16 protein-coding genes and 2 pseudogenes are annotated in these 20588 nt (G+C 61.7%); 14 read left to right on the top strand and 4 right to left on the bottom strand.

Features of this window, described 5'->3' with window-relative positions; all coding sequences use genetic code 11:
• Positions 1 to 73: 73 nt before the first annotated feature.
• From ACM0PB_RS10250 to ACM0PB_RS10240, 3 genes are all read left to right on the top strand, one after another.
• Positions 74 to 460 carry an SseB family protein gene (locus ACM0PB_RS10250; protein WP_005415624.1) on the top strand — a complete coding sequence of 129 codons (387 nt, stop codon included), beginning with the start codon at positions 74 to 76 and terminating at the stop codon, positions 458 to 460.
• 140 nt (positions 461 to 600) lie between these two features.
• Entirely contained in the window at positions 601 to 1065 is a 465-nt protein-coding gene (locus tag ACM0PB_RS10245; RefSeq protein WP_032954000.1) for a GNAT family N-acetyltransferase, read from the top strand.
• Positions 1062 to 1355 carry a hypothetical protein gene (locus ACM0PB_RS10240; protein ID WP_065177907.1) on the top strand — a complete coding sequence of 98 codons (294 nt, stop codon included), beginning with the start codon at positions 1062 to 1064 and terminating at the stop codon, positions 1353 to 1355. Before ACM0PB_RS10245 ends, ACM0PB_RS10240 begins: the two co-directional genes overlap by 4 nt.
• Positions 1356 to 1470: 115 nt before the next feature.
• Here the strand turns inward: ACM0PB_RS10240 and ACM0PB_RS10235 are convergent, their stop codons facing one another.
• The 3 genes from ACM0PB_RS10235 to ACM0PB_RS10225 all read right to left on the bottom strand — a co-directional run bounded on the left by ACM0PB_RS10235 (position 1471) and on the right by ACM0PB_RS10225 (position 7353).
• Positions 1471 to 5055 (bottom strand): ABC transporter permease/M1 family aminopeptidase, encoded by a 3585-nt coding sequence (locus tag ACM0PB_RS10235; RefSeq protein WP_235649501.1) that lies wholly within the window; start codon positions 5053 to 5055, stop codon positions 1471 to 1473.
• Between the two features lie 12 nt (positions 5056 to 5067).
• Complete coding sequence (locus tag ACM0PB_RS10230) at positions 5068 to 5970, bottom strand: ABC transporter ATP-binding protein (RefSeq protein WP_065177906.1); 903 nt, start codon at positions 5968 to 5970, stop codon at positions 5068 to 5070.
• A gap of 351 nt (positions 5971 to 6321) precedes the next feature.
• Complete coding sequence (locus ACM0PB_RS10225; protein WP_065177905.1) at positions 6322 to 7353, bottom strand: LacI family DNA-binding transcriptional regulator; 1032 nt, start codon at positions 7351 to 7353, stop codon at positions 6322 to 6324.
• A gap of 291 nt (positions 7354 to 7644) precedes the next feature.
• Here ACM0PB_RS10225 and ACM0PB_RS10220 point away from each other — a divergent pair, with 291 nt between their 5' ends.
• The 3 genes from ACM0PB_RS10220 (at position 7645) to ACM0PB_RS10210 (ending at position 13665) form a co-directional block, all read left to right on the top strand.
• Positions 7645 to 8217 carry a single-stranded DNA-binding protein gene (locus tag ACM0PB_RS10220; RefSeq protein ID WP_043034165.1) on the top strand — a complete coding sequence of 191 codons (573 nt, stop codon included), beginning with the start codon at positions 7645 to 7647 and terminating at the stop codon, positions 8215 to 8217.
• A 491-nt stretch (positions 8218 to 8708) separates the two neighbouring features.
• Positions 8709 to 13277, top strand: a complete 4569-nt coding sequence (locus tag ACM0PB_RS10215; protein WP_447907404.1) for an RHS repeat-associated core domain-containing protein — start codon at positions 8709 to 8711, stop codon at positions 13275 to 13277.
• On the top strand, positions 13261 to 13665 hold the full coding sequence (locus tag ACM0PB_RS10210) for a tetratricopeptide repeat protein (RefSeq protein ID WP_155760660.1): 405 nt from the start codon (positions 13261 to 13263) through the stop codon (positions 13663 to 13665). Before ACM0PB_RS10215 ends, ACM0PB_RS10210 begins: the two co-directional genes overlap by 17 nt.
• 72 nt (positions 13666 to 13737) lie before the next feature.
• Here the strand turns inward: ACM0PB_RS10210 and ACM0PB_RS10205 are convergent.
• Positions 13738 to 14109, bottom strand: a pseudogene (locus ACM0PB_RS10205) (H-NS histone family protein).
• A gap of 216 nt (positions 14110 to 14325) precedes the next feature.
• Here ACM0PB_RS10205 and ACM0PB_RS10200 point away from each other — a divergent pair.
• The 8 genes and pseudogenes from ACM0PB_RS10200 to ACM0PB_RS10165 all read left to right on the top strand — a co-directional run.
• Positions 14326 to 15273, top strand: a pseudogene (locus ACM0PB_RS10200) (IS5 family transposase); the annotation flags it as partial.
• Positions 15258 to 15947 (top strand): RHS repeat-associated core domain-containing protein, encoded by a 690-nt coding sequence (locus ACM0PB_RS10195; protein WP_235649503.1) that lies wholly within the window; start codon positions 15258 to 15260, stop codon positions 15945 to 15947. The pseudogene ACM0PB_RS10200 and the gene ACM0PB_RS10195, both read left to right, overlap by 16 nt.
• Positions 15934 to 16350 (top strand): tetratricopeptide repeat protein, encoded by a 417-nt coding sequence (locus ACM0PB_RS10190; RefSeq protein WP_049416238.1) that lies wholly within the window; start codon positions 15934 to 15936, stop codon positions 16348 to 16350. Before ACM0PB_RS10195 ends, ACM0PB_RS10190 begins: the two co-directional genes overlap by 14 nt.
• 142 nt (positions 16351 to 16492) lie before the next feature.
• A complete protein-coding gene (locus ACM0PB_RS10185; RefSeq protein WP_065178157.1) occupies positions 16493 to 17317 on the top strand; it encodes an RHS repeat domain-containing protein in 825 nt (274 codons plus the stop codon).
• Complete coding sequence (locus tag ACM0PB_RS10180; protein ID WP_235649504.1) at positions 17307 to 17699, top strand: tetratricopeptide repeat protein; 393 nt, start codon at positions 17307 to 17309, stop codon at positions 17697 to 17699. The genes ACM0PB_RS10185 and ACM0PB_RS10180 overlap by 11 nt, the downstream gene beginning before the upstream one ends.
• Before the next feature lie 201 nt (positions 17700 to 17900).
• Positions 17901 to 18071, top strand: coding sequence for a hypothetical protein (locus ACM0PB_RS10175; protein WP_196769395.1), 171 nt, complete (start codon positions 17901 to 17903; stop codon positions 18069 to 18071).
• Between the two features lie 549 nt (positions 18072 to 18620).
• Positions 18621 to 19166 (top strand): Imm57 family immunity protein, encoded by a 546-nt coding sequence (locus tag ACM0PB_RS10170; RefSeq protein WP_196769394.1) that lies wholly within the window; start codon positions 18621 to 18623, stop codon positions 19164 to 19166.
• 511 nt (positions 19167 to 19677) lie between these two features.
• A complete protein-coding gene (locus ACM0PB_RS10165) occupies positions 19678 to 20574 on the top strand; it encodes a hydroxypyruvate isomerase family protein (RefSeq protein ID WP_235649505.1) in 897 nt (298 codons plus the stop codon).
• The last annotated feature ends 14 nt before the right edge of the window (positions 20575 to 20588 follow it).

The following is a 20588-nucleotide window of genomic DNA, read 5'->3' as shown; positions in this document are numbered from 1 at the left end:
CGGCCAGCGGCCGGCACTACCGGGGGGACCACATCCGGCACAATAGGCACCCCTCACGCCCTGCCGTACCGCCATGACCGACCTCGTCCCGCAGACCCCGATCGAAACCCTGCTGAAGGCGGCGATGGACGGGGCGGTGCCGATCCGCGCCTTCATGGAAGCCTTCGTCGCCTCCGAGGTGGTGCTGCAGACCGGCAGCCTGGTGACCCCCGATGGCAGCGGTTTCGACCCGCTGCTGTTCGACAAGCAGGGCACGCTGCACGTGGCCGTGTTCACCGATCCATCGCGGGTGGGCATCTACAGCCAGCAGGCCGAACACCAGATCCGCTGGCTGATGCTGGACGTGCTGCGCCGCGTGCCGGGTGGCTACGGCGTGGTGATCAATCCGGGCACCCCGCTGGGCTTCGAGATCTCGCCCAGCGGCATCGGCGAGATCCTGAAGGACTTCGCCCAGGGCTGATTGTCCTGTACAGCCGAGCCCATGCTCGGCTGCCGTTCGCGCAATGCCCGCTCAGTCGTGCAAGGCTCGACGCTACAGAAGGCTTCCCTTCGAACGCCGTCCGTGATCCCCTTGGGCGACATCGGGATCGAGGCCTGGTCATGGAGTTCAGGGTATTGCCTGCAGACGCAGCGGAACGACAGCAATTGGCGCAGTGGTACCACGCGCAATGGGGCCGGGACGCCGGCCTGACGCTGGAACAGGAACTGCAACGGCTCGACCCGCCGCAGGATGCTGAAGGTTTCCCGCACCTGATCGCCGCTTTCGAAGATGGGCAGGTGGTCGGTGCAGTCCAGCTCAAGCGCCGCGAGATGCAGGCCTTTCCACAGTACGAGTACTGGTTGGGCAGCGTATTCGTGGCCGACAGCCATCGCGGCCGCGGATTGGCCAGTGGTCTGGTCGAACAGGCTGCGGCACAGGCCGCGCGGATGGGCGTTTCCGACCTGTACCTGCAGACCGAGGCCCTGGATGGTGGTCTGTATGCGCGGCTGGGCTGGAAGCCGGTGCAGGAAGCCGACAACCGCAGCTATCGCGTGCTGGTGATGGTGCGCAGGTTGGCCGCATGAGCGCATCCACGGTACGCCATTCCCGCTCGGCCCTGATCTTCCTGATCGTGGCCATCGTTGCGGCGCTGGTGGCCATGCCCCTGCTGCGCGCGGTAGGCATGGTGCAGTGGCCGGTGTTTGTCATCGCCTGGCTGATCAACCTGGGCGCGGCTTGGCATCTGGCCCAGTGGGCGCGCCAGCAGGGGCGCTCGGGCTGGGCGTTCGGGGTACCGGCAGCGCTAGGTACGGTCGCCTCGATCGTGGTCTATGTGCTGTTGGCGTTGCTGGGGCCGAAGTCCCCGGTGCGCTGAACCTTCGCCGGCTGTCCTGGACAAGGTGCCGAGCAGGGCTCGGCACCACAGCAAGGCCGAGCCAAGCCCGCACGCGTTGCGTGGAGCGCCGGCGCACAGGCCGGCGCCCCCTCCCTCACATCGTCACCTTGCGCCGGTTGTCATCGCTCACCCGGTCGATCAGCTTGTTGTAGGGATCGAAGCCCGCTTCATCCGGCTTCTCGTCCACCGTCACCGTGATCTTCGGCTCGGCGCTGGTGATGTGGTGGCGCTGCAGGTACAGCACCTTCTGGTCGCGCTCCTTGCCCGACGGGCCGTTGGCGAACACGCCGATCTCGACCCAGTCATCCATCTTCGCGTCGCTCTCCTTGCCCTTGCCATCGGCGTACTGCTTGGCGGCGTGCAGGTCCAGGGTCACGTCGTAGCGCCCGTCATCGCGCTTGCGGGCGCTGGCGGCCATCACCCGGTTGTCGTAGAAGCTGATCTTCTCGAACAGATCGGTGACCAGCTGCTGGCGGTCAGCCGGGGTCTCGGCGCGGATGTAGCCCAGCAGCTCGCGTGAGGTGGTGTACGGCGGCTGCTGGTAGCCCTTGTCCTGCAGGAAGCGCTTCAACGCCCGGTTCAGGGCCTGCTCGCCGATTTCCTCGCGCAGCCGATAGAACACCAGCGAACCCTTCTGGTAGTGGATGTACTGCTGGTTCTCCACGCGCTCCAGCGGCTGTTCCTCGATGGCCTCGCCGCCGCGGCCGGACAGGTAACCGTCCAGCTCGCGCTTGAGGAACTGGCGCATATGCTGGCGGCCGTACTCCTGCTCCATCACCATCAGCGCCGAGTACTGCGACAACGATTCGGACAGCACCGTTGCGCCCTGCACGTTGGCACCAATCACCTGGTGCGCCCACCACTGGTGTGCGATCTCGTGCGCGGTCACGTAGAACACGTAGTCCACCTTGTCCGGGTCACGCAGGTCAGCGATGAAACCGATGGCCTCGGAGTAGGGGATGGTGTTGGCGAACGACTGCGCGAAGCGGGCATAGCCCGGGAACTCGATGATGCGTACCTGGCGGTGCTGGTACGGCGTGAAGTTCGCCTCGTAGTAGGCCAGTGATTTCTGCACCGCCTCGATCATCCGGTCCACGTTGTAGCCGTGCGCCGGGTCGAAGTAGACCTCGATCGGGATGTCCTTGTACTTCGCCTTGCGCACCTCCCAGCGTGCCGACAGATACGCGTAGAAGTTCAGCATGGGCCGGTCCATGGCATAGCTGAAGCAGCGCCGGCCATTCACCGTGGTCTCGTGCCGCAGGTAGCCCGGCGCCAGCGCGACCTGGTCCGGCGCGGTGCACACCGTGGTGCGGAAATCGAGCCAGTCGGCATCATTGGAGATATAGGTGTTGGCCCGCGCTGCCTCGTCTTCCAGCCTGGGCATGCGCCGCGGTTCACCGAGATCGCGCTTGCGGCGTTCGTTGCGGTCGCTGATCTCGGCGCCCTCGTTATAGCCGAAGGACGGCAGTACGCGGCTGTTGAAGAAGGTGCCGTTGTCGACGATGTTGCTCGGTGCCTGGCCAGCGGTGATGCCGTTGGGCTTCTGCACCACCCGGAAATGCACGCTGCGGGTTTCACCGGGTTGCAGCGGCCTGTCCAGCCGGTAGATGCGGTAGCCGAGATCCTTGTCGTGGAAGGTCAACTTCTGCCCGCCGAGGTCGGCGGCCAGCAGCTGCTTGTCGTCGCCCATTGAGACATGCAGGTCCTGGATGGGCTGCGCGTGCAGGTTGCGGATGGTCCAGTTCGCATCGATCACCATTGACTGCGATTCCGGGAACAGGTCCACGCGGTTGTCCACGGCGACAATGCGCGGCTGCGGCAGGTTGCGGTACTTCGACAGCTCGCGCTCGTAGCGGGCCTGCAGGTCCAGCTGCTGGTCGGGCGGGATGAACTCGTTGCGGATGTTGGTGCTCCAGTACAGCCAGCCGCCCACGCCGACGAACGCCACTGCTGCCAGCGCCGCAAAGGCGCCGGTAGGGCCGCGCAGGCGACGGCCAGCCAGCGCCAGGCGCTGGCGCAGGCCCTGGCTGACACCGCGTACCCAGAAGGCTGACGCCAGACACATCAGCGTCAGCAGGAACAGCGCCCAGTAGCCCTGGAAGGCCAGCTGCCCCGGCAGGAAGTGGCCGTAGCCGTTCATGTCCGAATAGGGCGCGTTGGGCCAGCTGCCGAAGTTGTACAGGTGCTGCGTGTAGTCGAGCAGGCCGAGCACGCCCTGGCCGATCATCACCACGATCAGCAGCGCGTAACCGACGAACTTGTTGTTGGTGAGTACCTGCAGCACCAGCGCCAGGCCCCCCATCAGGATGTAGACCACCGAATCCAGCGCCAGGCTGCGCAGGTACAGCAGCGGCTCCAGATGGGTGTAGCCCTTGGCCAGCTGCACGCCCATCGCGGCCAGCGCACCGGCGGCCTGGAAGCAGACGATCACCGCCAGCAGCGCAGTGAACTTGGCCAGCAGTGGCACCCAGTTCGGCACCGGCATGGCATCGGTCACTTCGTTGATACGCGCGCTGCGTTCCTTCCAGACCAGTTCACCGGCGAAGAACAGCACGATGATCACCAGCAGCCAGCTGAAGGCGCCCTGCAGGGCCATGATCATCTGCGAGGTGACCGGCCAGATCGAGGTGCCGTACAGGGTCTGCCGGAACAGCGCGCTGGGCAGGAAGTTGGCCAGGCCCAGCACCAGCAGCACGATGAACGGCACGCTGCGCAGCACGCCGCGTGTATCGAAGCGCACCTGGCGCAGGAACTGCCGCCACGCCGTGGTGGCGGTGAACGCCGGCACCACGCGCGGCAGTGCTGCGCGGGTGGGGCGGACACTGGCGGCATCGGCAACCGGTTGCGCCTGCCTGCGGCCCCAGCGCCGACGACCACTGCCGCTGCGTTCGGTACGGAACAGCGCGAAGGTGGCGGCGAACAGCGCGGCAGCCACACCCAACCACAGAGCACGGTTGGCCAGCAGGTAACCGGCCAGCTCGGGAATCCCGTTGTTGCGTTCGGCGGTGGACCAGTAGCGGATCGTGCGGCCGAGGGCGCGCATGCCCAGCGGTTCGCTCAGCACCGCGATCCACGTATTGTCGATGTCACGCAGCAGGGCCGCGCTGGCACCGTACAGCACCAGGTAGGCCACCAGGCCGATGTAGACCCACAGGATCGAGCGGGTCAGTGCCGCCAGCAGCGACAGCAGTGCGGTGGTGAACAACAGGTTCGGAATGACGATGACCGCGAACGTCCACGCATAGCCCTGCCAGCTGATCGGGCCCATGCGCTCGGGATCGACCCACGGCATGAACGGTGCCAGCCACAGCCCGAACGCGATCACCACGTAAACCAGCAGCCCGGCGGCGAGGGCAGCGGCGATGCGCCCCGCCAGGTAGTCGCGGCGTTTCACCGGGCTGGCGAAGATCAGTTCGGCGGTGCCCAGTTCGAAGTCACGCAGCAGCGCATTGCTGACGAACAGTGCAGTGACCAGCATGCCGAGCAGGGTGAAGATGCCCAGCATCTGCGCGATCACGGTGGGCGCGTTGCTGTGCACGTTGCCGCTACCGCCACCGATCTGCACCGCATCGCTGGAGGCGGCGGCGAAGGCGAGCAGGGCGAACAGCCCGGCCAGCAGCCACAGCAGCGGGGAGCGCAGCTGCTCGCGCAGCTCGAAACGGAAGAAATCGAGGATCATGGTGTGCTCCGCTCAGGCTGCCGCGCGGGCACGGGCCTGCAGGCGCAGGCGCTGGAAGTACACGTCCTCAAGGTCGGGAGCCACGGCCGCGAAGCCATCGCCGGGGTCGTTGGCGCTGTGCACGTGGATCACTGGGCGGCCCCCGACCAGGCGGGTCGAGAGCACCACGTAGCGTGCTTCATGGTCGGCCAGTTCCGAAGGATCGACCTGCTTGCGCCAGACCTGCTGCTGCAGGGCATCGATGGCATCGGCCGGTCGCCCGGTCAGCAGTACCTGGCCCTTGTTCATGATCGCCATCGTCGGGCACAGGTCGGTCACGTCCTCGACGATGTGGGTGGACAGGATCACCGCCACGTTCTCGCCAATCGCCGCCAGCAGGTTGAGGAAGCGGTTGCGTTCCTCCGGATCGAGGCCGGCGGTGGGTTCGTCGACGATTACCAAGCGTGGGTCACCCAACAGCGCCTGAGCGATGCCGAAGCGCTGGCGCATGCCGCCGGAGTAGGTGCCCAGCTTGCGCTTGCGCGCGTCCCAGAGGTTCACCTGCTGCAGCAGTCCATCGACCACCTCGCGACGCTGGGCGCGCTGGGTCAGGCCCTTCAGCACCGCGAAATGTTCCAGCAGGTCCAGCGCGCTGACTTTCGGGTACACGCCGAAATCCTGCGGCAGGTAGCCCAGCCGGCGGCGCACCGCCTCCTTGTCGCGCAGTACGTCGATCGGCGCCTCGCCCGGAATGCTGAGCGTCGCCGTGCCGCTGTCGGCCTCCTGCAGGGTGGACAGCGTGCGCATCAGCGACGACTTGCCAGCGCCGTTCGGGCCGAGCAGGCCGAACATGCCGCGCGGGATGTCCAGGGTGACGTTGTTGAGGGCATGCACGCCGTTGGCGTACGTCTTGGACAGCGAATCGATCTTCAGCACTTGGCAGCTCCAGGAGAAGAGGCGGACCGAGGTGGAATCGACCGGGCGACCTGAAATCGGGTTGCCGGCCTTGAAGGCTGAAACTCTGGGACGTGCAGCTGCAACGTCCTATAGGACATGTCCCAGAGATCACCGATCTTCGCGGATGTCCTGCAGGCGCAGGGCTGCAACACCGGATCGCATGCGATGGGCTCCCGTTCGACCACCAGCTGGCAGTTCAGGAGGGGTGCCACCGATATGCCACACGTGCGTCGTGTTTATCGCTTACGAGCAGGCAGGCGTCATCCGCCGTTGGTCATGGGGGGAGAATCCCGCCATCGTGCGTTGGCCGGAGCGCCGGCCCAGCGGCGCCTACCCGCGCAGGGATGATTCGCGCACGACCAGCTTCACCGGGATGCTCTGGCTGTCCACCGGCTGCCGGCCGATCAGCGTCAGCAGGCGCTCCACCAGCAGCTGCCCGGCCTGCTTGGTGTCCTGCTGCACGGTGGTCAGCGCCGGGGATACCGAAGCGGCCAGCGGGATGTCGTCGAAGCCGGTCACCGCCACGTCCTGCGGTACCCGCAGCCCGGCCTCGCGCAGGGCGCGCATCGCACCGATGGCGATCAGGTCGCTGGCCGCGCAGATCGCGTCGATCGGCTCGCCGCGCGCCAGCAGCGCCTGGCAGGCCTCCTGGCCGGAGGCCTCGGTGGTGATCGCATCGTGCTGCAGCGCCGGTTCGGCAGCCAGGCCGTGGTCCTGCAGCGCCGCGACATGGCCGCGGTAGCGCTCCTGGAATTCGGGGTAGTGGCTGGAGGCATGGCCAAGGAAGGCGATGCGGCGGCAGCCCTGCAGCAACAGGTGGGTGGTGATGTCATGCCCGCCCTGGAAGTTGTCGCTGCCGATCGAGACACCGGGCTGGCCGGGCAGGGCGGCGCCCCAGCGCACGAAGTGCGTGCCCTGTTCAACCAGCCGCTGCAGGCGGTCGCGCGATTCGTGGTAGTCGCCATAACCGAGCAGGATGATGCCGTCGGCCTTGTTGCTGTCTTCGTAATCGGCCTGCCAGTCGGTGGACAGCTGCTGGAACGACACCAGCAGGTCCTGCCCGTGCAGGGCGCAGGCGCGGGTGATCGAGCCCAGCATCGAATGGAAGAACGGGTTGATCAGCGAATCGTCGTTGGTCGGATCCTCGAAGAACAGCAGGGCCAGCGTGCCGGCATTGCGCAGGCGCAGGCTGGAGGCGTTCTTGTCGACCTTGTAATTCAGCTCGCGGGCGATGCGCAGGATGCGCTCGCGGGTCTCGGCGTTGACCATCGGGCTGCCACGCAGGGCCCGCGACACGGTCGGCTGGGAGACCCCGGCCAGGTGGGCGATGTCCAGGGAGGTGGCTTTGCCTTTGATCGTCATGGGCGGGCGGAGCGGGCAGGTGGAAGGTGCCCGGGCATGATGCCATGCGCAGACGCGAATGCCTCTCTGGACGTCGGTCGGGGCGAAGGTAAGTCATTGCCGGACAAGGAAATCAGCCTGATCCTTCGGTGCGGTCGGGGTCTCCTGACCGGGCGGACGGCGGCGGCAATGGTAAGATGCGTCGTTCTCGCATTCCCCCAAATTTCACCAGGGGCGGCCCAGCGTACTGCACCCCGCCCGGGGCTGTGCTATCACTGGCGGTCTGCCCCTGGACAACGGACGAAGGTACCTATGGCGCGCGGCATCAACAAAGTCATCCTGGTCGGCAATCTCGGCAACGACCCGGACGTGAAGTACACCCAGGGCGGCATGGCGATCACCCGCATCAGCCTGGCCACCACCAGCGTCCGCAAGGACAAGGACGGCAACCAGCAGGAGCGCACCGAATGGCACCGCGTGGTGTTCTTCGGCAAGCTCGGCGAGATCGCCGGCGAGTACCTGCGCAAGGGCAGCTCGGTCTACGTCGAAGGCAGCCTGCGTTACGACAAGTACACCGGCCAGGACGGCGTGGAGAAGTACTCCACCGACATCATCGCCGATGAAATGCAGATGCTGGGCGGCCGCGGTGAAGGCGGCGGCGGTGGTGGCGGCAACTACGGCGGCGATCGTCCGCAGCGCCAGCAGGCGCCGCGCCAGGAGTATGGCGGCGGTGGCGGCGGCCAGCGTGGTGGCCAGGGCGGTGGCTATGGCAACCAGGGCGGCAACCAGGGCGGCGGCTACGGCAACCAGGGTGGCAACCAGCGTCCGCAGCCGCAGCAGGCGCCGCCGATGGACGACTTCGCTGACGACGATATTCCGTTCTGATTCCTACTTGACGGTTTTAGTGTTGATAGAGGCCCTCATCGTTGTGGATGGGGGCCTTTTTTTCGTTAGGCAGAATCCGGCCGTGATCTAACCATCTACTTGCGGCAGGGTGTTGATGGATGACTGGCGACACACCATAGCGAATCAGAATGGAGAGCGACACGGGAAAGCCGTCTGCTCGAGCCCATCGCTGGTGCATGGCTTCGGCGGGTCTTGATACGGCGTGCGAAGGACAGGCATAAGCCTAACGAGCTGGCGCGGGGCTGTCGCATACTCTGTGGACACGGTTACCGCGGGCCTATGCTCAATTGCGGTGTGCTTCTCCAAAGCTTGTTTTGGCGCACAAAATCTGTCATTAGCTTGCTCTAGGATTTGCCCATCCCCAGCAAGGTTGGGGGAGAGAAGATGTTCGTTCCGCGCATTAAGGATTGATGTCGGATGGAGTCCTTTGGCCGGACTTGCCAGCTGTATTTCACATGGAGCGTGTACCAATGGCATTTGCAATGCCCCTGCGCAGTCACAAGGCTGCCGCGATTCTCTCCTTCTGCCTGGCATTAGGCGGCACATCGACGGCAAGTGCAGCCACCTACTACGGTCCTCCCTACAAGGTCCAGTCGTTTCGCGGGGTTGGCTCGTTTGAGAGCATCGGTGCTGCGGTCAATTTCCTGGTTGGGAAGATCCAAGCCCCTTGCCAACAGGACCCCAAGTGCACCAAGCCGCCCGTTGTCACGGTGCGATACGGCACCGACGGCTGGGCTGCGACGATCTACGTCAATGGAAGTGTTAGTGACAACGTTTTTGCTTCCGAGATACTGATTGGACAGCCCCAGAAGAACTTCGGCGGGTGCCAGAAGCGTTGTTCGGCCGGGCTTGGCTCCGCTACCGATGGAACTGGTGCTCGAGGTGCTGCTGACAGTGCTTCAAAGGCTAACGCCCGTGATCCAGGAAGCCCGTTTGAGGGTGATCCGATCAATACCTCCACTGGCAACTTCTATCGGCAGGAAACGGACTTCGAGTCTCCGTCAGGCCTGATGTTCCGGCGGTTCTACAACAGTTCTGCTCGTGCCCCGGGTTCTTCTTTGGGTCGTCAGTGGCGCCATCTTTTTGATCGGCGACTCGAAGTGCTTGCACCCACCACGGGAGCGGCCGGAGACCGCACGTTCATCCGTGCCATTCGGCCGGATGGCAGTTCAGAGCTGTTCACTCGAACCCCGAGCGGCTGGATCGTCGATGCTGATGTCGCAGACGTGCTCGTCGATCGAGAGGCGGGCACTGGCTATGCATTGCAGTTAGCGGCCAACCGCCAGACCGAAATCTACGATGCAACAGGCTTGCTGAAGGAGGTCTATGACTCTGCAGGCAGGAAGCTTCTGTCCTTGCAGTATTCAGACGCAACCACGCCGGCAGACGTAGCGCCAGTCGCTGGGCTCCTGTTGACTGTTGGCGACGTCAGCGGGCGCACCTTGAACTTTAAGTATGATGCATCATCGCGTTTGACCACGATGATGTTGCCAGACGGTGCATCGCAAACGTTTGGCTACAACCCCGCAGGACAGCTTGCCTCGGTGACCTATCCGGATACCACAAGCAAGGGCTACATCTACAACGAAACAGCAAACAGTCCCACTGTCGCAGGCACGTCCTTCCTCACAGGAATTGTGGATGAGAAAGGCGTCCGTTACGAGACCATAAAGTTCGACTACAACCATCGCGCCTATCACGCAGAGTTCGCTGGCGGAGTTGATACCACAACCTTGGACTACGCCGCTTCCACCTGGAAGGGAACGCTGCCAGTAACCGTCAAGGGGCCGCTCGGAGCCACTTCCAAGTTGGGCTTCGTGGATACAGGAAAGGGGCGTTTGATGCCCGCGGGCGGTTCGGCCCCCTGTGGCGACCAGTGCAACCAACCCTACAAAGCCATGACCTATGACACGAACGGCTACCCGGCGTCGGTCACGGACTTCAAGGGAATCACCACAAGGACCACGTACACGGCAGACGGGCTACTGGCCGAACAGGTTGACGCCGCCGACACCCCACAGCAGCGCACCACGACGACCACGTGGGATAGCGCACTCCGTTTGCCCCTGAGTCGGGTGGTAAAGAACTCTGCGGGCGTGGCCGTTTCCAGCAGTTCATGGAAGTACAACGCGTTGGGCCTGGAGGTCGCGCGGTGCGAGGTGGATCCTGCCAATTCGGCTGCGGTCGGGTATGCGTGCGGAGCTGCGACCAATGCGCCCGCTGGGGTTCGCCAATGGACCACCGCCTACTGCTCGGCGGTGGATGCCACCCAATGCCCGCAAGTGGGTCTTGTCCTTGCCGAAGACGGGCCGCGGTCCGATGTTCAGGACGTTACCAGGTACACCTACTACCTGACCGCGGATGAGTCGGGTTGCGGCGTTCTCGGGGGCTCCTGCCACCGCGCTAGTGACCTTCAGTCCGAGATCAATGCTCTCGGTCAAGTGACGACACGGCTGGCCTACGACCGAAATGGACGTGTCAGCCGCCTTCGAGACGCGACCGGCACGATCCATGATTTTGGCTATTCCACTCGAGGCAAGCTCACCTCGATAACTGAGCGGAACAGCGTGGACGGAGCTGCGTCTACCAACGATCGAGTGACCTCCCTTTCCTATGATGCGACAGGTAATGTCGCATCGCTTGTTGACCCCGATGGAGTATCCCTCAGCTACACCTACGATGATGCGCACCGTCTCGTCCAGATCAATGACGGGGCCGGGAACAACATTCGCTACACCCTCGATGTGGCAGGCAATCGCACCAAAGAGGAGGTGTTCGACGCAGGTGGTGGACTGAAGCGTTCGCTCTCTCGCGTTTACAACAAGCTGGGGCAACTGGTGTCCCAGAAGACGGCAGCGGGGAATTCAACCGACTTTACGTATGACCTGGCGAACAACGTCCAGCTCATCACCGATGCCCTGAAGCGCAAGACGCAGTTTGACTACGATCCCTATGGAAGGCCCAGCAGGGTGCTTCAGGACGTTTCCGGAATGGCGGTCGAGACGCGATACGAGTATGACGTCGAAGGCCGGACCACCAAGGTGGTCGATCCCAAAGGCCTGGCGACCATTTACGGCTATTCAGGGCTGGGCGACTTGTTGAGCCGCCAGAGTCCTGACACGGGCGCAACCACTGCCAGTTACAACGGTGCAGGGCAGCCGGCGAAGCAGGTTGACGCCAACGGCACGGCTAGCAGCTACACATACGATGCCCTGGGACGCGTGGTGCGCAAGGTTTATGGGGACCAAGCGATTGTTGCGTCATACGTGTATGACCAAGTCGAGGACATCTGCTCAGCTGGTGAGTCGTTTGCAAGCGGGCGGCTCTCATCCATGCAGGATGACGGCGCTAAAACCCAGTATTGCTACGATCGCGCCGGCAATGTGACGCGCAAGGTGCAGACGTCATCGGGGCAGAGCGTAGGCGTCAGCTATGCCTATACCAATGCTGGCCGACTTCGTTCTGTCACCTATCCTGACGGAATGGTGGCGGACTACAAGCGAGATGCAGCCGGCATGGTCACCGAGATCGGCGTGACGCGACCGGGTGCTGCTCGTGTCGTGTTGCTTTCCAGTGCAAAGCGCCATCCCTTCGGCCCCACTGCAGGCTGGGCCTACGGCAACGGGCGTACGCTGGCGCGAGACGTTGACCAGGATTACCGTCCGTCAGCGTTGATCGGCAGTGGCTCGGGAGCACTGAATGCAGCCTTCTCGTTCAGTGCCGTGGGCGAGTTGACCGGCCTCACCTCCGGAGGGACCGGGGCAACGTCCGTATCGATGACCTATGACGCATTGAGCCGACTGACTGCCTTCAAGGATGCGGCGACTGGCTCGATCATCGACAGCTACGCCTACGACGCCACGGGCAATCGCACGTCCGCGAAGGTCAATGGAGTTGATCAAGCCTACGTCTATCCGTCAGACAGTCATCGCCTGCAAAGCGTCGGGGGCGTGTCGCGTGCCTACGATGCGGCTGGCAACACGCTTTCGATCCAAGGCGTAGAACGCGAGTTTGCTTACAACGCAATGGGGCGCCTGAGTGCGGTGAAGCGAAACGGCGCGGTTGCTGCGGAATACCATTACAACGATCTTGGCCAGCAGATCGCCCGTAAGGCCGGAGATGCCTCAGCGCTGAGTCTCTACGATGAGCGCGGGCAATGGCTGGGGGAATACGACCAGGCGGGTATTGCGCGTCAGCAGGTGATCTGGTTGGACAACCTGCCTGTCGGATTGCTGAAGGGTAGCGCGCTCTACTACGTTCAGCCGGATCATCTGGGCACCCCTCGCGTTGTCGTTGATCCAGCCCGTGACGTCGCAGTTTGGAGTTGGGATCTGAAGGGGGAAGCGTTCGGTGCGACGGCACCAAACGAGGATCCGGACCAGGACGGCACGCTGTTTGAGTTCGCGATGCGCTTCCCTGGGCAGCGATACGACGCTGAGAGCGGCCTTCACTACAACGTTCAGCGTGACTACGATCCCGCCAGTGGCCGCTTCGTGACGTCAGACCCGCTCGGATTGCATGGGGGAATCAGCACCTACGGCTACGTGAAGGGCAACCCGCTTACCTCGATTGACCCCGATGGGATGCAGGCAATTCCTTTGCTGCCCCCGCCCCCCGTGGTCACGGGCGCCCCGGGTGCCGTTGGGGCGTACAATGGGGGCGACCTCAGCAATCCGAACGGCAATTGGGATTTTGGTCCAAAGATCAACAGCGATAGCCTTAGTAATGCCCTTAAGGCGGGTGAGATGCTGGGGGTTGGGCCAAACGGTCTTCTTGGACCGAATGGTATCCTGAACCCGCAGAGTTCCGCGTCCAAGATGGCGGTTGCGTTGATTCGGTCGGCATGTGCGGATGGGGAGGATGATCTTGAGGCAGACTGCCAAGAGCACATTCAAGCCTGCAAAGTGACATGCACGCGCGCAGGCGGTGACTTCAGACAGCCTGGTGTGTGGGGGGGAAGCTTCGTTCGTTGCATGACCGGCTGCGTCCCGCACCGCTGTCAAGACTTGATCAAGGAGAGCGATGTCAATGGATATTAGGAGTGCCAAGTTGCTGCTGGAGTCGGGCGACTTGGATGGTGCTCGTAAGCAACTGTTGGAGATCGTTGAGCGTGATCCCTCTTCCGAGCGCGCTTGGCTATTGTTGGTCGGCCTCGGTTTTCGAACAAATGACGCGAATCTATCGCTGCAAGCGTTGCGCCAGCTTGAAAAAACCCGACCGCGTGATGCGTTCGTTGTTTCTGGGTTGGTGGACTGTTTGATTCAGCTGGAGCGCTATGGCGAGGCGAAGGAGGTCATTCGCGCCTTTTCGGATGCAGCCGTTCCTGGAATTCCTGCTCACGATACCGTGCTGCAAGAACATCGCAGAGCACTTCAGTTCATCAACGATAGACTTGAGGCTATAGACAGGAGCTCAGGCTCACCCTGACAGCTGGTCCTGCGTCATTCATCGGCCGGCTGCATGCAATGCAGTAGCCGGCCGCCTTGGTTGGTGGCAGGATTAACTAATCAGGAAATCTTGAGGCGATGCTCCCTTAGCAACCAGCAGGGCCATCCACTTAGGCTGCCTTCCGCGCCCAGTCCAGGTCTCTTCAGGATTCGCCGGATTGCGATACTTCGGAGCCACCTTGCCCAACTTACGGCTTTGGGTGATTTTCCGACCTTTTGCATTCTTTGGCTTGTCTGCCGTCGCTGCTGAGGGGAGGGCATACAACTCCTCTATCGTGTAAGCATGATCCTTGACTTATTTGTTGATCTTAGCTCGCATGGCTGCGGCTTTGGGCCGAGTCAGCACTTTGGTTTGCTGTTTTTCTGCCTGAGTGATGAGGGCTTTGAGTTCTTTGGCCGACAGGCCGCTGACATCAATGGTCATCTGTTTGATCCGAGCGGTGAGGGCTTTAGGGTAATTCCAAATGGAATCCGATGCGAACGCTCGCAGGGGCGCCCAAGCCCTCCTTCAGAATTCGGTAAGGCCCAGGCAACAGTTGCAGATCTACGGGTAGAACTTGCCTGGGTCGCTTAGGGAAAGTCTGCAAAACCTCCCCTGGCAGATCTGTAATTAACGTCAAGCATCCATGACAATTGCTCTATGGATCAAATCACCCTGAGCTTGGACCCACTGCCCAAGAAGACCCGCAAGCAAGTCTTTCTCGACGAAATGAACCGGGTTGTGCCCTGGGCAGCACTGGTGGCCCTCATTGCCCCGTTCGCTCGCGGTGCGCACCGAGTCTTGGGCGGGCGCCCGCCGTTTCCCATTGAGCCCATGTTGCGCATTCACTGCCTGCAACTGTGGTGGAACCTGAGTGATCCTGCGATGGGGGAAGAACTGCACGAGCGGCCGCTGTATCGGCGCTTTGCCGGCCTTGATGGCGCAGCACGCATGCCTGATGAAACCACCATCTTGCGTTTTCGCCATCTGCTGGAAAAACACCAGCTGGCCCCGCAGATACTGGCTGCAATCAACACCGGCCTGGCTCAGCAAGGCTTGATGCTCAAGACCGGCACCATTGTCGATGCCACCCTCATTGCCGCGCCCAGCTCGACCAAGAACAAGGATGGGCAGTGCGATCCGCAAATGCACCAGACCAAGAAGGGCAATCAGTGGTACTTCGGCATGAAGGCGCACATTGGCGTGGATGCCGACACAGGCCTGGTGCATACCGTCATTGGCACGGCGGCCAACGTCAACGACGTGACGCAGGCAGTGGGCTTGCTGCACGGTAAGGAAAAGCATGCGTGGGGCGATGCGGGCTACCAAGGCGTGGACAAGCGCCAGGAACTGTAGGGCAGCAAGGCGAAATAGCACGCGGCCATGCGCCCAGGCAAGCGCAAGGCACTGGACCTCAAGCAGACACAGCACCAGCTGCTGGATGAGGCCGAGAAGATCGAAGCCAGCGTGCGGACGGAAGTGGAACATCCGTTTCGAGTGATCAAACAGCAGTTTGGCTACGCCAAAGTGCGCTACCGGGGCCTGCAGAAGAACACCGATCGCCTGATGATGCTGTTTGCACTGGGCAATCTGTGGATGGCCAGGAAGCGTTCGGTGCGACGGCACCAAACGAGGATCCGGACCAGGATGGCACGCTGTTTGAGTTCGCGATGTGCTTCCCTGGGCAGCGATACGACGCTGAGAGCGGCCTTCACTACAACGTTCAGCGTGACTACGATCCCGCCAGTGGCCGCTTCGTGACGTCAGACCCGCTCGGATTGCAGGGGGGAATCAGCACCTATGGCTACGTGAAGGGCAACCCTCTCACCTCGGTTGACCCGGATGGGATGCTGGCAATTCCTTTAATGCCCCCGCCCCCCGTGGTCACGGGCGCCCCGGGTGCCGTTGGGGCGTACAATGAGACAAACCTCAGCAATCCGAACGGCAATTGGGATTTTGGTCCGAAAATCAACTTGGACTCCCTCAAGAATGTCTTGATGCTCCAAGAAATGATGGGGATCGGTCCCAACGGTTTGCTCAATCCCAATAGCGCTACGTCGCAGATGTCATTGGCAGTGCTGAAGCAAGCCTGCTCGGACAGAGACAAGGATGAGGACTGCAGGAAGGAGATTGAGCACTGCGTGTCAATCTGCAGTCGCGCCCGCAGGGATCCCGACCTTAAGGGAGTATGGGGTGGAAGCAGGGCCCGTTGCCTTACTGGATGCGTATCTTGGCGTTGCCAAGACAAAATAACTGAAGATGACCTCAATGGAATTCGATGAAGTAAAAAGCTGGCTTGAAGCGGGAGACGTTCCTAGAGCGCGCGCTTGGCTGATTGATTTCGTTGACCAAGGTCATGAAACGGAAGGGGCTTGGCTACTTCTCGCAGCCATCGGCATGCGCGCGAATGACGCAGAATTGTCCCTTCGCGCGTTTCGGGCACTCGAAAAGACCCGCCCTCACGATGCCTATGTGGCGTCTGGGTTGGTCGATGCACTTATGAGTATCGAGCGCTACCAGGAGGCCCGCGAGGTAATCCTCTCCTTCCGTAAGGTGGCCAAAAGAGGCGCTCCCTTCCACGATGCAGTCTTGGAAGAACACGAGGACGCACTGAGTTTGATTGAAGAGCGAATGCGTGCGGAGCAGCCGTCGTTGGGTGACGGCCGAACTGGGAGCGGTGATTGAAGATGTCAGGAGAGGGGCATTCCCTCTCCTGGTTGAGGTCCAGTCATCTGATTGTCAATAGGAGGCGCTTCAGCTTGAGCAATCAAGACGCCTCCAGGGCCGCGTCGGTGGCTTTCGGCGACCGGGTATTGCACTTCAGCAGGTGATCTGGTCGGACAACCTGCCCGTCGGATTGTTGAAGGGCAGCGCCCTCTACTACGTTCAGCCGGATCATCTGGGCACCCCTCGCGTTGTCGTTGACCCAACCCGTGACGTCGCAGTTTGGAGTTGGGATCTGAAGGGGGAAGCGTTCGGTGCGACGGCACCAAACGAGGATCCGGACCAGGACGACACGCTTTTTGAGTTCGCAATGCGCTTCCCTGGGCAGCGATACGACGCTGAAAGCGGCCTTCACTACAACCTTCAGCGTGACTACGATCCCGCCAGTGGCCGCTTCGTGACGTCAGACCCGCTCGGATTGCAGGGGGGAATCAGCACCTATGGCTACGTGAAGGGCAACCCGCTTACCTCGATTGACCCCGATGGGATGCAGGCAATTCCTTTGCTGCCCCCGCCCCCCGCGGTCACGGGCGGCCCGGGTGCCGTTGGGGCGTACAATGGGACAGACCTCAGCAACCCGAACGGTAACTGGGGTTTTGGCCCAAAGATCAACAGCGATAGCCTCAGAAATGCCGTTAAGGTGGGTGAGATGTTGGGGGCAGGTCCGAACGGCATTCTGAATCCGAATAGCCCAGCGTCGCGGATGGCTGTTGCATTGATCAGATCTGCGTGTGCCGACGGGGATGACGATGACTTCATTGCTGACTGCCAAAGCCATATTCAGGGCTGTAAGACTACCTGCACGCGCGCTAAGGTTGATTTCGATCAGCCGGGCGTCTGGGGTGGGAACTTGGCACGCTGCATGCTTGGGTGCGTTCCCTATCGGTGTCAGAAGTTAATGAAGCAGAGCGACCTTGATGGATATTAATGAAATTACCAAGATGCTTGAGGCGGGTGACGACAATGGCGCGCGTCACCACCTTTTGGATCTTGTAAGGCGCGATCCCGCTAGTGCGGTCGCGTGGTTGTTTCTTGTTGGGATTGGTTTTCGGAGCGATGATGCGGAGTTGTCCCTCTGGGCGCTTCGTGCGCTTGAGAAGCTTCGTCCTCGCGATGTGTTGGTCGCGTCTGGACTCGTGGACTGCCTGCTTCGGCTGGAACGATATGAGGAAGCTAAGGAGGTCATTCATGCCTTCTCCAAGATTGCTTGTCCTGGTGTACCCGCCCATGACGCAGTCCTCGAAGAGCATCGCAGGGCCCTTCAGTTCATCAACGATATCGTTGAGGCTGCAGGTGACGAAGACGAATAGCTGACGCGTTCGCTAATCGCGAAGCCTTGGCTTGATCGATTACTTTCGCTCGACGTCACGAGCTCTACGCCTTGATGAGGTTGCTCTCCCAGCCGTGCGTGGCTGGCAGCGTTGTCTTCGATGAATTTCTCAAGCTTTTGCGCGAGTACATTATTTTTGATTCGTCCCAAGGCAGGCGTTGCCTTGGTTTGGATGATGAGGATGGCGAAGTTCTTGGGCCTGGATGAAGTAAAGGAATGGCTAGAAGGCGGGGATATCCCTGGCGCGCGCCTGCCGGGCTGTGTCGATGCTCTTGACTGGCGGGTGCACCTGACGAGTGCAGATGACTACGTTCGAACAGGCTCAATCGAACAGAACGCCTGTCTTGCTTGACCAGCGAGGATTTGTTTACACGTTTGGTAGTCACAACCGTTCTGATTCCTACTGGACACTTTTAGTGTTGATAGAGGTCCCCATCTTTATGAAAGGGGGCTTTTTTCGTTTGGCAGTATCCGGTCGTGCCCCAGCCTTCTACCTACGGCGAGATGTTGATGGATGAGGGACGAAACATCTGAGCTAATCAGATTTGAGAACGGAGAGCAGTACGGGAAGAAGTCTGCTCGAGTCCATCGCTGGCCGGGGAGGCAATCATCAGCATCGGCCCGTTTCGACTATGGATCTGTGCAGGGTCTCGGCGGGTCTTGATGACGGCGTGCGAAGGACGGCCATAAGCCTGGCGAACTGGCGCGGGACTGTCGCAGATCCTGCGGACACGGTCACCGCGGGCCTATGCCCAATTGCGCTGTTCTTCACCAAAGCAAGCCCAATGGCCGAGCCTTGGAGCCCGCTCAAGGAACCAATACATTTGGCAGATCCCTGATAAGGTCACACAGCTGTGCAAACGCCTTTTGGTCCGTCTTCCCCCACGTTTCTGGTGAGCCGATGAATACCACTGCGCAAATTTCGTGCCTCATCCTTTGCGTTCTGCTTGGGTCTTCCGTGTCCGCGCGGCCGCTTGCAGAGAGACTCGCGGCGGACATTGAGATGGCCGAACACTCTATTCTTGCCTCGCTGGTGGTGCACAAAAGTTCCGAGAGCAAGTCACTGTGCTCTCAGACGCCATATGCTTGTGTAGGAGCAGACGGTGCTGAGCTTGGTCTCGCCTTGATAGGGGGCAGCAGGAGTGCTGCCGCTCCTCGGCACTTGGTTGAGCTGTCGCGATTTCGTATGGATGGAGCGCTTTCCGAGGACTACAAGTGCTACCTCGCCGCGCATGGCAATTCAACGGTTCAGGCCGCGTCGAAGCTGGATGCCAAAAAGCTGGCAGGGCAATGCATGTCCGAACTTGCTGCTTTCAAACGTCGGGCCGGCGCTGCAAAGTTCGACGTGGCGCCCGAGAATATTTGCAGCTCAGTGGCGGACATCCAGCGATCCCTGCGTGAAGCTGTCCGGCTAGCCAATGCAGGCGGTGAATGTGACGGCTTCTGAGTCGGTCGTCGGAAAAAGCTGATGCGTACGTGATTCGCGAAGCCTTGGCTTGGTTGACTAATGTCGCTCGACGTCGCGAGCTATACAGTTCTGCAATCCGCCGGCTCCGAGGCAGGGCTGGGCCCTGGCGGTGGGGTGCACCCGGATGCAGAACGAAGACATCCAGGAACTGGCTGATATGGTTCGTGAGGCTACGAACGCCCGGTGATCATTCAATGCCTCTGAGAATAGGGCCAATGCCTTGGCTCGGGGCATCGAAGTTCTACTGACTTTGCTCGCTCGCTTGAGAAAAAAGCCAGTAGATTTCATCTCAGGCGACTGATCTGGTTAGAAAAGAAAGCCCCGCCAATGCGGGGCTTTTCTTTCTGCGCGATGTCGTTGGCATTGTGCTTCGCAGCATCAATTTTCGTGCACCGCAACTTGCAAGCATCCAATTTCATCCCCTATGGTGCAATCGATTGCATTGCTGTGAATCGTTGCGTTTGATACCGGTTGGGAGGCCGGCAGGTGGATGTCCATCCATTCGATCAGACCGGCTCCGGCGACGGGCCTCACGCGGCGTGATGCGTTGCGCATGGCGGTTGCTGGAGGCGTAGCCCTGGGTACTGCGGGAGCGTTGCCTGCATTCGCCGCCACCGCAGCGCTCAAGGGCAACCTGAAGCACTCCGTGGCGCGTTGGACCTTCCCGCAGCTGTCGGTCGCCCAGCTCTGCACGACGGTGAAGGACATCGGCTTCGCCGCCATCGACCTGGTCGGCCCGGAAGACTGGCCCACGCTGAAGGCGAACGGCGTCTACAGCTCGATGTGCAATGGCGCGGAGCTGGGCCTGACCAAGGGCTTTGCCGGCCGCGAATTCCACGACCCGCTGGTGGAGCGCTACACGCGGCACATCGACCTGGTCGCCGATGCCGGCTACCGCAACCTCATCTGCTTCTCCGGCAACCGCAACGGTATGGACCCGCAGGACGGCATGGCCAATGCCGAGGCCGGCCTCAAGCGCATCCTCGGGCATGCCGAGAAGCGCGGTGTGGTGCTGGTGATGGAACTGCTGAACTCCAGGGTCGATCATCGCGACTACCTGTGCGACCACTCTGCCTGGGGCGTGGAGCTGTGCCAGCGGCTCGGCTCGGACAACTTCGGCCTGCTCTACGACATCTACCACATGCAGATCATGGAAGGCGACATCATCGCCACCATCGGGAAACACCACGCCTGCTTCAAGCATTACCACACCGCAGGCGTGCCCGGCCGGAACGAGATCGGGGACCGGCAGGAGCTGAACTATCCGGCCATCTGTCGCGCGATCCGCGACACCGGTTTCAAGGGGTATCTGGCGCAGGAGTTCACGCCTGCCGCGCCCGATGCCGTTGCCTCATTGCGCGAGGCGATCCGCCTCTGCGACGTCTGAAACGATATCCACCC

It is taken from the genome of Stenotrophomonas sp. AR029 (assembly GCF_047520695.2).
GTDB lineage: Bacteria > Pseudomonadota > Gammaproteobacteria > Xanthomonadales > Xanthomonadaceae > Stenotrophomonas > Stenotrophomonas sepilia.
Note: the sequence above shows the minus strand (reverse complement) of the source record. Positions and strands in the feature narration are given on the sequence as shown.